The following is a 12,401-nucleotide window of genomic DNA, read 5'->3' as shown; positions in this document are numbered from 1 at the left end:
CCTTTTGTCTGTCCTCCATTGCTGTATGATCAAATATCCATATCATACAATGGCGACAACAGTTATTTTACTGGTATATTTGGGTAAGCAAGTGTTTCATCTTATCCAGCGAAAACTGTCTACTTTAGTTTAGCAGTCACAAGTGGAAGGTGGACTTCCTTCCATCCTAATAAACGATGGGAAGATTATTAATAAAAACCTCGAAAAATTAGGATATAGTCGGGAGTGGTTAGCAGGTGAGCTTAAAAAGTATGGTGTTATAGACATGAAAAATGTATACCTTGCAACAATCGACGGTTCAGGCAAAATATATTATTCATTGGTTAATTAGAAAGGAGTGGTGAATATGCTTACAGAGCAGGAGATAATTAACAATGCATTAAAGGAAATGCTTTTTTTAGAGGAACTTACAGCTGAAAAATATATGACTATGGAAGAGCAGACTACGCAGCCAAATCTTAAAGAAATCCTTAAGGGCATGGAGATGGTGTCTAGAAACAATTACAAGAGCTTAAGCGAGAAAATGTCTCAAATGAATATTAGCTAAAAATAAGGAAGGTGTACCATGAACGATATAAACAGACTTAACGACTTACTTCAAACAGAAATGAAGAACCAAGAGCAATACAACAGGTACATGATAAATATACAAAATCCTGAACTAAGACAAATGTTTACTCAATTAAGGGATATTAAGATGCAACAATTAACCCAATTACAACAAGAGATAGGGAAACTCATGCCAAAACAGTGAAAAGGGGAAATTTTAAAGACCCGATGTTTCGGCTTTGGCGGTGAAGAAAAATTGCACTATAAAAAAGCAAGAGAAAACGATGTTGATTTCTCTTGCTTTTTACATCTTATCGTTGAAATATGCTTAGCGTGTACAAAATTCGCATTTTTTGCTCTGGACCCCTAAAGGAACAAAGTTGACTTAAAAGATGAAGACAGAGGATTTACGTGCATAAACGACTTTCTTTATAAGTGTGATAGTGGATTAAGCGATTCGTTCAGGGCGGCAGATGCTACCTTGTATCCCCGTAAATGAAAAAACCGATTTTTCCCTTAACGTGGCACATTCTAAATCTATCTCAAACCGTCCAGAAGGAATATTATGGTTATAAATTAATTAGTTGAACAACGAAAAAAAATAGGGCCTGGATTTATATTTATCCAAGCCCTATTTTCATCTCAATTAAACTGTAAATTCTGAGCCAATATCCTATCGTTTTTTTGGCAAGGTTAAACATGGGTTAGAGCGATAGGAGATCGCGGTAGTTTTAAGACGTACGACAATTGTAATAATCTTGCTTGTTAGTTTACCAACCCATACAGTGATTGAATGGTCCCCGGTTAGGTTGCATTGGTAAACCGCGAGAATTCATTTGTTCATCCTTAGGAGTTTGTGCGGGATTCATAGAAGAAAACCCATTTTGAACGCCATACGATTCTGTTGGTCGTCCATTGTTATCCGTCACACTATTTCCCCAGTACGAAGACATAATTTGTAGACAATAATCTCTCATTTCTTGCCAACTCGAATATTTTGCTGGTGCCTGGTTTATTCCGGGTCCTGGTTCAATGGTTGCCGCTTGAATACCAATTCCTAATCCTAATACTAATAAAAATCCTAAAAGTATAGATGTTATCTTTTTCATGTTATTATCCACCCCCTATCTATATACCTAGTATAGTATTTGTGTCTCATTATTTAAAGTGAACGTTTATTGAACTTTTATATAATATCTTGCTTTATCAGCCATTTTGAAAGGTTGATCCAGTAATGGCCAGTATGTTCCATCTCAACAATGATTCCTCTGATTTATGTAATCTTTTAAGATTAGTAATCCAGTTTAAAAGGGCTGAAAAACCGTCTTCATTTTTTTGAAAAGTGATTGGATCTCCTACAACAATCCCAAGAAAATTGAATTCTTTTATCATTCAAGTTAATACTTGAATGAAAAAGGGATATAGGGTATACTATATTCGAGTAAAGGTTTGAATGAGAAAGAGGTGGGAATATGAATAAAAATACTTACGAGATCTTATTGCTATGACGAAGAAAAGGTCAATCGATTACAACAGGATTTCAGACAGTAGATATCCCTAGTGTTTGCATAAAATGTTCAAAAGTTTATGTTGACACACAGGAAAGAGGAGGTTGAAAAATGATAACAACTATACTTACAGCCGCAGCTATTTATGTAGCAACTGGTATTGATTACCTTGTTATTTTAATTCTATTATTTTCACAAATTAAAAAAGGACAGGCAAAACATATTTGGTTAGGAAAGTATATTGGAACGATAATTGTTATAGGAGCAAGTCTTTTAGTTGCTTTTGGTGTTACGAACCTAATTCCTCAACAATGGGTTATAGGACTACTTGGGCTTTTACCACTTTACTTAGGTATAAAGATATGGATTAAGGGCGACGAGGATGCTGATGAAGGCAACATTTTATCGTTATTTTCCTCAGGTAGGTTTAATCAATTATTTGTAACGGTCACTTTTATTGTATTGTCTTCAAGTGCAGATGATTTTTCCATTTATGTACCGTATTTCACCACATTAAACGTGACTGAAATTATTGTCTCTATCACTACCTTTTTAATTATGATTGGGATTTTACTCTATGTCGGTTATCGTTTAGCCAACTTTGATTTTATATCGGAAAAAATTGAAAAGTATCAACGTTGGATTGTTCCAATTGTCTTCATAGGATTAGGAATTTATATTATGTTTGAAAATAGAACATTTAATGCCCTACTCACATTCCTGTTTTAATAAATAGTTGTACTAGTTAACAAGACAATAGCATTAAGAAAAAATGATTTGTATGAGATTCACTTGAATTTAATGGGGAAGAATGTGCATAGTTTATTGAAGCAAACATTTAAATGAATGAGGTGAGAATATGAATAAAGATACTTGTGAAATCTATTGCTATGACGAAGAAAAGGTTAATCGAATACAAGGAGATTTAAAAACAGCAGATATTTCTAGTGTTGCCCAAATGTTAAAAGTGATTGCTGATGAAAATAGGGCGAAAATCACTTATGCTCTCTGCCAAGATGAAGAGCTTTGTGTATGTGATATTGCGAATATCGTAGGTGTTACTGTCGCCAATGCCTCCCATCATTTGAGAAAACTTCATAAACTAGGTGTCGTTAAGTTTCGAAAAGAGGGTAAACTCGCATTTTATTCGTTAGATGATGAACATATCAAGCAGATAATGATGTTCTCATTAGCCCATAAAAAGGAGGGAAAAGTTAATGTCTGAACAAGTAAAAGTCAATGAACAAGAGTCAAAAACATTCCGTGTTCAAGGATTCACCTGAGCTGACTGTGCTAAAACGTTCGAAACGAACGTGAAACACCTGGATGGTGTTTCTGATGCGAAAGTTAATTTTGGTGCTTCTAAAATTACGGTTACGGGCAATGCAACCATTGAAGCACTTGAAAAGGCAGGTGCTTTTGAAAACTTGAAATTACGTGACGAAAATGAAAAAAAGGTAGAACATGAACCTTTTTGGAAGCAAAAAGAAAATATTAAAGTCTATATTTCAGCGATATTGCTTGTAATTAGTTGGTTTTTAGGAGAGCAATTTGGGGAAGAACATTTTCTTCCGACGATTGGTTATGCAGCATCCATTTTAATTGGTGGATATTCGCTATTTATTAAGGGTCTTAAAAATCTTAGTCGATTAAGGTTTGATATGAATACATTAATGACCATCGCCATTATAGGAGCTGCCATTATTGGTGAATGGGGTGAAGGGGCAACGGTAGTTATTCTCTTTGCCGTCAGCGAAGCCTTAGAACGATATTCAATGGATAAAGCTCGGCAGTCTATTGAATCATTGATGGATATTGCTCCAAAAGAAGCGTTAATTCGTCGTGGAAATGAAGAAATGATGGTCCATGTTAAGGATATTCAAGTGGACGATATTATGATCGTAAAGCCGGGGCAAAAATTAGCGATGGATGGAGTGGTCATTAAAGGCACTTCTACGCTTAATCAAGCTGCGATTACAGGAGAAAGTGTTCCAGTAACGAAAACGATTGATGATGAAGTCTTTGCAGGAACCTTGAATGAAGAGGGATTGCTCGAAGTTAAAGTAACAAAACGAGTGGAAGATACAACATTATCGAAAATAATTCATTTGGTGGAAGAGGCTCAAGCAGAACGAGCACCTTCTCAAGCGTTTGTCGATAAATTTGCTAAATACTATACACCAGCTATTGTGATTCTGGCATTCTTAATTGCAGTTATTCCTCCGTTATTCGGCGGTGATTGGAGCGAATGGATTTATCAAGGATTAGCTGTATTAGTGGTTGGTTGTCCATGCGCACTGGTTGTTTCAACTCCAGTTGCCGTGGTTACAGCAATAGGAAATGCGGCAAGAAATGGTGTTTTAATTAAAGGTGGTATTTATTTAGAAGAAGCAGGAGCCCTTAAAGCCATTGCTTTTGATAAAACAGGAACATTAACAAAAGGTGTACCAGCTGTGACCGACATCATAAACTTTGGTGAAAATGATAATGAGTTATTGTTAATCACAGCAGCGATTGAAAAAGGTTCACAGCATCCTCTTGCTTCAGCGATTATGCGAAAAGCAGAAGAAAAAGGGTTGAAATTCAATGATATATCGGTCGATGATTTCCAATCTATTACAGGTAAAGGTGTAAAAGCAAAAGTAAATAACCAAATGTATTATGTAGGAAGTCCGAACCTTTTTGAGGAATTGCATGGAAGCATTTCAAGTGATAGAAAAGAAAAAATTGCGGAGATGCAGACACAAGGCAAAACGGTGATGGTGTTAGGAACAGAAAAAGAAGTTCTATCGTTCATTGCCGTAGCCGATGAAATGAGGGAATCATCTAAAGAAGTCATCGGCAAGTTGAATAATATGGGCATTGATACCGTGATGCTGACAGGTGACAATCAAAGGACAGCAAAAGCAATTGGAAAACAAGTCGGTGTTTCGGATATTAAAGCTGATTTACTGCCAGAAGATAAATTGAATTTCATTAAAGAACTTCGAGGAAAACATCAAAGTGTCGCAATGGTTGGAGATGGCGTGAATGATGCACCAGCTCTTGCTGCTTCCACTGTTGGTGTAGCAATGGGTGGAGCTGGGACTGATACAGCACTAGAAACGGCTGATATTGCGTTAATGTCTGATGATTTAAGCAAATTGCCATATACGATTAAATTAAGCCGTAAGGCTCGAACAATCATCAAGCAAAACATTACCTTCTCTTTAGCGATTAAATTAGTGGCAATACTGTTAGTTATGCCTGGATGGCTTACATTATGGATCGCGATCTTTGCAGACATGGGAGCTACGTTGTTGGTGACCCTTAACAGTTTGCGGTTACTAAAAGTAAAGGAATAAAAATAAGATGGCAAGAGAAAAACACTGTTTGTTTCTCTTGCTTTATTATTTTAGTGCTAGTCTTATTCAACGAAGGGTGCTTTAGTTTAAGAAAGCTCCCAAAATATATAAATTAAACTCGTCCAATTTGGGAGCGAGTTTTTGCTTTTTATTTGCGCGAACTCCGACTGGGCTCTTTCGTTTGTCGAAAGTTTATGCCTGCAGTTTTTAGAAAATTGTGACATAATTAGGTTATCTTTAATTAAGGAGTGGTGCGGGTTGGCTAGTATATTTCCGATTGAACAGGTGAGGGAGAGATTTCCTGCTTTGAGTCGTAAGGATGACGGACGGCAGGTGATTTACTTTGATGGTCCTGGCGGTACACAGATGGTGGATTTTGCGTTGGAGTCGATGTATCGATACATAAGGAATGGAATGGCAAATCTTCACGGGACATTCAATACCAGCGCTGACACGGATGCACTGCTGGACGAAGCCAGGGAGGCTGTCGCTGATTTGCTCGGATGCCAGGCGAATGAGGTGGCGTTTGGTGCGAACATGACCACACATGCATTTGCGATTGCACGGAGTTTAGCCGGTTTTATTAATGAGGGTGACGAAATTGTGGTCACAGAGCTTGATCACCGTGCCAATGTAGATCCGTGGATCACCCTTGCGAAAGACTGTGGTGCTACTATTAAATTCATTAAACTGGACCCCGATACTTTCACTTTAAAATTAGATGATTTAGAAGATATTATCACGGCTAAAACCAAGCTGGTGGCAGCCGGGATGTCATCAAATGTAACTGGCACTGTGACGGCTTTAGAGCCAATAATAAAACGTACGAGAGAAGTCGGAGCCCTGGCAGTTGTCGATGCTGTTCATGGAGTACCACATTTATCGATAGATGTTCAGGAGCTAGATTGTGATATCCTTCTATGTTCAGCTTACAAGTTTTTCGGGCCGCATGTTGGCATCGCTGTAGTAAAGGAGAGTTTATTTGGAAAACTCCCTGTCTACAAGCTTAAGCCTGCACCTGTCGAGATTCCTTACAAACTCGAAACCGGAACTCAAAATCATGAGGGGATCGCTGGGGTTGTGGGAGCAATCCAATTCATTGAAGAATTGGGTTATGGAGAAACGAGAAGGGAACGGTTGTTGTCTGGAATGCATGCGATCGATGAATATGAAAGTGAACTTGCAGCTGAAGCGGAAGACTTTTTGCGCAGCCTTCCGGAAGTAAAACTCTTTCGGGCAGCTTCGGGCCGCAGAACACCAACATTTGCTTTCACAATAGAAGGTCATCATTCCCGGGAGGTCACAGCTTGGCTTGCGGAAAAATACAATATGTGTGTCGCAGATGGGGATTTCTATGCCTCCACAATGGCTGAAGTACTTGATGTCTATCCAACAGGTGGATGGGTGCGAATCGGCCTGGCACCATATAACACGAAGGAAGAAATCCAGCAATTCAAAAAAGCGTTAGCAGCTTTCATCGAACAGCATCAACAGAATGTTGTTTAATTGAACGTTATTTTACGGTAGGGGAAGATGGTTCATGTTTGGGATTAGTAATTTCGAAGTGTTTTTAGTAACAGCGATCCTTTTAAATTTAACTCCTGGTACAGATACAATGTACATAGTGAGCAGAAGTATATCTCAAGGCAGGGCAGCCGGGATTTACTCGGCTTTTGGAATTACTTCTGAAATCGTTGTTCATACACTTCTTGCAGCTTTTGGGTTATCCGTCATATTGACGCAATCAGCATTTTTATTTCAAACCGTTAAAATTGCGGGAGCCATTTATCTGGCTTATCTGGGGATTCAGATGTTAGTGGCAAAAAGCAATACAAAAGAACAGAAATCCCTGCCAATCCAAAGCAATAAGAAGATCTTTTTTCAAGGCATGATCACGAATGTAACGAATCCAAAGGTGGCTTTGTTTTTCCTGGCATTTCTTCCTCAATTCATCCATGCCGATGCGGGTGCTGCTAGCCCAATACCATTCATCATCCTGGGGATGACATTCACCTTTACCGGGGGAATCTGGTGTCTATTGACTGCTTATTTTTCCTCGATGGCAACAACAAGGCTAAGGAAAAATTCGAAAGCCGGGACTGTCTTAAACCGGCTGACAGGCATTGTTTTTATCGGAATGGGCATCAAACTGCTGAACACGAAAGCCACATCATAATAAGGAAACAGTGGAGCTTGGACATGGTCCAGGCTCTCTTTAGTATATAGTTATAGATATAAGTATAGAAAGCAGGAGGGAATAAAGTGAGAGAAGCAATGGAAGCATTCAAAAAGCGGATGAAAAAAATCAAAGAAGATATCTTCATAATTGCAGAGGCGTATAAACACCCGGAAACACCTTTTTATATCAAGCTATTAGCAATTGTAGTTGTCGCCTATGCTTTTAGTCCTATTGATTTAATTCCCGACTTTATTCCAATCCTCGGGTATCTGGACGACATAATTCTGGTTCCACTGGGAATCGCAGTCCTTTTAAAACTAATACCAGATCATATCATTCAGGATTCACGTAAAAAAGTGGCTGCGTCAGGAAAGGTAAAACAGAAGAATTGGATAGCTGGAACGATGATCATTTTGCTCTGGGTTCTATTTTTATATTGGATGGTTGATTATCTAATTTAATAAACTGATCAAAAAGACAAAGAACCTGACTTTCATAGCGGCAAGGCTTTCTATTTCACGGGCAGCTTATTAAAGAGGAAGCTGTAAAAGGAGAAGAGAAAGTTAAAGTAGATTATATGAATGAAAGCTTGGTGTATTGAAAAAAGATTGCTTAAGTGATTCTGAGTAAAAATCATATATTAGTGAAAAACAGTTGGCAAGAAATAGTAGAAAAACAAACTAAAAGAAGATAAAAAAGAACATCACTAGAAACTTTTCTGCCCATTTATACGTATACAAGATTAAAGATTATACATTGTGGGTGATTAGCATGATTGGCACAGAAAAAGTTCTTTACAAAATTGAAATGTTAAAGGATGCACAATACTATTCTGAATTTACCATTCTTGCCCTGAGGAATAAAGCTCCTTTGAGCAGGCCAAAAAAGGGGATTATCAGAAAAGGTATTACTGGGGAGATCATTAGAAAATGGGGCCGAAAATATTTCAGTCCTGATATTAACCAAACAGGAATCGAAGACTTTACACCTTCAGGCCAGCCGTATATTTTGATCCCGTACAAAAAGGTGAAAAATCGGTATAAAATTATAGGTTAAGTTGAAAAGCGTTAGTTTGACATGTGAAATTCGTTTTTTAAAAATGGAGGGATAGGATATATGAGTAAAGAAATCACAGATAATAGTAAAAATACTGAAGATGGTTGGAATAGGACCTTTTTTGGAAGTCCAACGCTTGGCGGTTTTGTTGTGGTAGGAATTGTAATAGCTTTTGTTGTTTTTAACATCATTTTTAAATAGTGGGAGAGCGACTGCTGTCATCACGGGCTATTCCCTTTGTATTTGCCCCATTAAGTAACATAACAAATAGGCAAAGATTAAGTATCTTTACCCATTAAATGCACTATAAGTGCCTTAGTATTTTCTATATCTTATATATTCATAGTTCGAGGTGGGAATCTGTTTAATTATGGTACCATCTTCATCCCTATGAATCTCATACTCCCTGTGAGTTTCAACTATATAACCATCCATTTCTTTGTCTTTATCCTTTTCATGTACATACTCAAATTCAGGTATGATCGTTTCCAGAATGTCATCAGTTGTGCCAATTCTGGCATTTGTCTTTAACGATTCTATGTCAGAGTATTTCTGGGATATTTGAGGACTGTTATATACCAAATAAATACAGAGTAACAGTAGACCTGATAAGGAAATTATTCGTTTCAATTTTATAGGCTCCTTTTGTTGAAGTTTCATTTTAACAATATGCCTGTCCATTGATTTATATAACTATGTAGTGATGAGTACCAAATAAGCACTCAGCTACTTTTATAAAAGGGTAAAGAAAATTTACACAAGGTAAGGGGGGATGAATAAAATGTTACTTGGTCGTGTTCTATATTTATTAGGAATGGCTTTTGTTTTCTTTAGTGTATTGGGAATTATTATGATTCTTTTATCAGATGGTGGTGGAGATATAGTACTTCCGATATTTGCTTTGCTTAATGGATTAATTGCAATGGGTGTTGGAGAAATTGTCATAGATTTAAATCACAGGCAGAGGGTTGAAAGGATGGACAAAGAATAAGGACTGTCTATTCACTGTCCTATTGACTTGTGTAGTAGATGTCGTATTGAAAATATAAGATTTGGAGGTACATAGAATGTACGAATATATATTTGTTGAAACTTCTCTGGGAGGATTTTTTTCTTCAGCAACACATAGGGAAACCATTAGTGAATATGCAGCTGATGGGTGGAGATTAGTACAAGTTTTACCTTTAGAGTATAATGGGCACGGAAAACCCACGTCTTATGAAATTATCTTTGAAAGACCTGTTCAAGGTTAGTTTATCATTCCATACAATTGGGTGATGAGGAAGGACGTACAAAACTATGGATATGCAGGAGTGAAGTGTTTAATGCAAAATAAAAGTACATAGTTTTGCAGGGGATTTATGCAGAATTCCCTGCATAAAAAATAGGCTTGCCAGCCCTCTAAATAACCTCTACTGTTTTGATTGACGAGATCTTAACAGATGGGGGAATTTGAAAGGATGCTAGCAATGCCTGAGGTTAATTATATCAAACATTTAAGAGATAACGAAGACCTAACGATAAACGAGATAGTTAAAAAAACAGGAAAGAATTGGAGAACAGTTAAGCGATATGCAGATGGGGAGGTTCCTCTTGAAAAGCTACCTTCTTCTAAGAATGGCATGATGTATGAAGATGGCTACGGAGAAATAGTGGATATTTGGCTTGAGGAGGACATGAAATTAAAGCGCAAAGAAAGAAGAACGAACAAGAAGATGTTCGAGCAGCTTCGGGACGAGCATGGATTCATGGGATCCTATCGCACTGTATGCGATTATGTGCAGTATAGGAAGCCAATTTTAAAGGAAGAAAAGAATACTAGATACGAGAGACTTGAACACCCTCCGGGTGAAGCGCAAGTGGACTTTGGCAATATGACAGTGGTAAAGGATGGCGCATACAAGGACATAAAGGCTTTGATTATGAGTTTTCCATACAGTAATGCTGGATTTGCCTATCCCCTTCCCGCTGAGAATTCCGAATGTTTTTTGGAAGGTCTTAAGCAATTATTTAAGCAGGCCGGAGGCATTCCGACCCACCTTCGTATTGACAATCTTTCCGCTGCGGTTGTTTCAATAGGCAAAGGCACAAAAAGAACTTATACAGACTCTTTCCTACGTTTTCAATCCCACTATGGCTTTGAAATTCAGGCGTGCAACCCCGCTAGTGGACATGAAAAGGGCAACGTTGAAAAGAAAGTGGGTTACACAAGAAATAATCTATTTGTATTGGCTCCTGAAATGGAGAGCTTTCCACAGTTGGCAAATTGGCTTCGGATGAAGATGGATGAGGATATGAATCGCCCTCATTATGAAAGAGGAGTTTCAATTAAAGAGCTATTAGAAGAAGATAGAAAGCAATTAAAACCATTGCCAATTACCGATCTGCCAATCTACTCCCTTGCCGAGGCCACTCTGAATAAATACGGTGAAATAAGTATGGATGGGGAAAAATTCGTCATTCATAAAGGACGAATTAAACAGACATTGATCATAAAAAAAGAGTGGGATTCATTTACCTGCTTTACCAATGATGGAGAAATTGTATACCAGGAATCCAGAGCCTACATGAATCAGACAAGAGCCATTCCATGGCAGGATATAATGGGAGATTGGGCAAAGAAACCCCGTTCAGCAGCATATTCACGCTTTTTCAAATACTTACCTGAAAGGGTAAGGGTTTATCTTACGATAATGCCTGAAGAATCTAAGACAAGAATAAAAGGGATACAGAATTTATTGGATAAGCATTCCTTAGAGGATATCCATAACATATTAGAAGTGGAGAACAGGTTTGAAAGGGCTCCACATGAGCTTGGGTACCTGATTGAAGCCAAGCAGGCTGCATATCCTGAAAAGATGACTGAATCCCATACACCTAGTATCCTGCTTGATTATCAAACAGACCTCAAAACGTATGATCAAAAGCTTTGCCCTCAACTTGATGGGAGGGTTTCGTAATGAAAGATCTCAAAGATGTTTGCAAAACCCTTCACCTAGCATATGTGGTGGAAGAGTTTGAAGAAATCGTATTTGAAAGCAAGGAACAATTCCTAAGGGATGTCCTTTTAAGAGAAGTTACTTCCCGGCTGAGCACAAAGATTACACGGCTGGTAAAAAAGGCTAAATTCAGGGAACTTAAATGGCTTAAAGACTATGAATGGACGAACCAATTGCACTTGCCAGCAACAACATCACAAAAAGAAATTTCTGAACTTAGCTTTTTAAAGGGTAAGCAAAATCTCCTTCTATTAGGTTCGCCAGGAACCGGGAAGACACACCTGGCTACGGCGCTAGGAGTAAAAGCCTGTGAGAAAGGATATGAAGTGCGTTTTTTTCGGGTGGCAGATCTGGTGGCTCAACTAGAAGAAGCGGTTAAGGCAGGGACACTTCAGAGACTAAAACGACAGATTGATAAATGCGATTTATTGATATTAGACGAACTTGGATATGTTCCATTTCAAAAAGAAGGATCTGAATTGTTGTTTCATATTATCGCAGACTGTTATGAGCATAAAAGTGTAATTGTCACTTCCAACTTGGAATTTGGGCAATGGAACCGCATTTTTGGGGACAACAGATTAACATCTGCCTTGGTGGACCGACTTGTTCACCACGCTCATATTGTGGCATTTACAGGAGAAAGTTACAGATTAAAGAACGCTCTTTCATCTGTAAAGTCAACTGATGGAATTTAAAGAAATCTGTGCTGCAAGCCTATGTATTTTTCGCTGCAATTCTCTGCACTTTTTGCTTGCAAAAAACA

The 12,401-nt window shown here is 38.0% G+C and carries 17 protein-coding genes; 15 read left to right on the top strand and 2 right to left on the bottom strand.

Annotated elements, in window-relative coordinates:
- Positions 1–142 precede the first annotated feature (142 nt).
- From ACH0QE_RS03395 to ACH0QE_RS03385, 3 genes are read left to right on the top strand one after another with little or no spacing between them, the layout of a single operon-like run.
- On the top strand, positions 143–331 hold the full coding sequence (locus ACH0QE_RS03395; RefSeq protein ID WP_415779288.1) for a YetF domain-containing protein: 189 nt from the start codon (positions 143–145) through the stop codon (positions 329–331).
- A gap of 15 nt (positions 332–346) precedes the next feature.
- Complete coding sequence (locus tag ACH0QE_RS03390; protein WP_415779289.1) at positions 347–547, top strand: hypothetical protein; 201 nt, start codon at positions 347–349, stop codon at positions 545–547.
- An 18-nt stretch (positions 548–565) separates the two neighbouring features.
- Entirely contained in the window at positions 566–754 is a 189-nt protein-coding gene (locus ACH0QE_RS03385; protein ID WP_415779290.1) for a DUF2383 domain-containing protein, read from the top strand.
- A 565-nt stretch (positions 755–1,319) separates the two neighbouring features.
- Here ACH0QE_RS03385 and ACH0QE_RS03380 read toward each other — a convergent pair.
- The gene (locus ACH0QE_RS03380) at positions 1,320–1,658 is read right to left on the bottom strand and encodes a hypothetical protein (protein WP_415779291.1); all 339 of its coding nucleotides are present in this window, start codon (positions 1,656–1,658) and stop codon (positions 1,320–1,322) included.
- Between the two features lie 510 nt (positions 1,659–2,168).
- Here ACH0QE_RS03380 and ACH0QE_RS03375 point away from each other — a divergent pair.
- The 8 genes from ACH0QE_RS03375 (at position 2,169) to ACH0QE_RS03340 (ending at position 8,837) form a co-directional block, all read left to right on the top strand.
- Complete coding sequence (locus ACH0QE_RS03375) at positions 2,169–2,786, top strand: CadD family cadmium resistance transporter (RefSeq protein ID WP_415779292.1); 618 nt, start codon at positions 2,169–2,171, stop codon at positions 2,784–2,786.
- A gap of 130 nt (positions 2,787–2,916) precedes the next feature.
- Positions 2,917–3,282, top strand: coding sequence for an ArsR/SmtB family transcription factor (locus ACH0QE_RS03370; RefSeq protein ID WP_415779293.1), 366 nt, complete (start codon positions 2,917–2,919; stop codon positions 3,280–3,282).
- Complete coding sequence (locus ACH0QE_RS03365) at positions 3,275–5,401, top strand: heavy metal translocating P-type ATPase (protein ID WP_415779294.1); 2,127 nt, start codon at positions 3,275–3,277, stop codon at positions 5,399–5,401. The genes ACH0QE_RS03370 and ACH0QE_RS03365 overlap by 8 nt, the downstream gene beginning before the upstream one ends.
- Positions 5,402–5,659: 258 nt before the next feature.
- Entirely contained in the window at positions 5,660–6,907 is a 1,248-nt protein-coding gene (locus ACH0QE_RS03360) for a cysteine desulfurase-like protein (RefSeq protein WP_415779296.1), read from the top strand.
- 34 nt (positions 6,908–6,941) lie between these two features.
- Positions 6,942–7,577, top strand: coding sequence for a LysE family translocator (locus ACH0QE_RS03355; protein ID WP_415779297.1), 636 nt, complete (start codon positions 6,942–6,944; stop codon positions 7,575–7,577).
- Between the two features lie 86 nt (positions 7,578–7,663).
- A complete protein-coding gene (locus ACH0QE_RS03350; RefSeq protein ID WP_415779298.1) occupies positions 7,664–8,041 on the top strand; it encodes a YkvA family protein in 378 nt (125 codons plus the stop codon).
- A 310-nt stretch (positions 8,042–8,351) separates the two neighbouring features.
- Positions 8,352–8,636, top strand: a complete 285-nt coding sequence (locus ACH0QE_RS03345) for a hypothetical protein (protein WP_415779300.1) — start codon at positions 8,352–8,354, stop codon at positions 8,634–8,636.
- A gap of 60 nt (positions 8,637–8,696) precedes the next feature.
- Positions 8,697–8,837, top strand: a complete 141-nt coding sequence (locus ACH0QE_RS03340) for a hypothetical protein (protein ID WP_415779302.1) — start codon at positions 8,697–8,699, stop codon at positions 8,835–8,837.
- 114 nt (positions 8,838–8,951) lie between these two features.
- On the opposite strand, the gene ACH0QE_RS03335 is transcribed toward ACH0QE_RS03340, so the two are convergent.
- Entirely contained in the window at positions 8,952–9,266 is a 315-nt protein-coding gene (locus tag ACH0QE_RS03335; protein ID WP_415779303.1) for a hypothetical protein, read from the bottom strand.
- Positions 9,267–9,417: 151 nt separating this feature from the next.
- Here ACH0QE_RS03335 and ACH0QE_RS03330 point away from each other — a divergent pair, with 151 nt between their 5' ends.
- The 4 genes from ACH0QE_RS03330 to istB all read left to right on the top strand — a co-directional run bounded on the left by ACH0QE_RS03330 (position 9,418) and on the right by istB (position 12,333).
- Positions 9,418–9,627 carry a hypothetical protein gene (locus ACH0QE_RS03330; RefSeq protein WP_415779304.1) on the top strand — a complete coding sequence of 70 codons (210 nt, stop codon included), beginning with the start codon at positions 9,418–9,420 and terminating at the stop codon, positions 9,625–9,627.
- Between the two features lie 76 nt (positions 9,628–9,703).
- Positions 9,704–9,889, top strand: coding sequence for a DUF4177 domain-containing protein (locus tag ACH0QE_RS03325; RefSeq protein WP_415779305.1), 186 nt, complete (start codon positions 9,704–9,706; stop codon positions 9,887–9,889).
- A 207-nt stretch (positions 9,890–10,096) separates the two neighbouring features.
- Positions 10,097–11,596 carry an IS21 family transposase gene (gene istA / locus ACH0QE_RS03320; RefSeq protein ID WP_415799285.1) on the top strand — a complete coding sequence of 500 codons (1,500 nt, stop codon included), beginning with the start codon at positions 10,097–10,099 and terminating at the stop codon, positions 11,594–11,596.
- Positions 11,596–12,333 (top strand): IS21-like element helper ATPase IstB, encoded by a 738-nt coding sequence (istB, locus tag ACH0QE_RS03315; RefSeq protein WP_415782310.1) that lies wholly within the window; start codon positions 11,596–11,598, stop codon positions 12,331–12,333. Before istA ends, istB begins: the two co-directional genes overlap by 1 nt.
- Positions 12,334–12,401 lie beyond the last annotated feature (68 nt).

It is taken from the genome of Mesobacillus sp., assembly GCF_047739415.1.
Lineage (GTDB): Bacteria > Bacillota > Bacilli > Bacillales > Cytobacillaceae > Mesobacillus.
The sequence above is the reverse complement of the archived record's forward strand: the minus strand, read 5'-3'. Positions and strand labels throughout refer to the sequence as shown.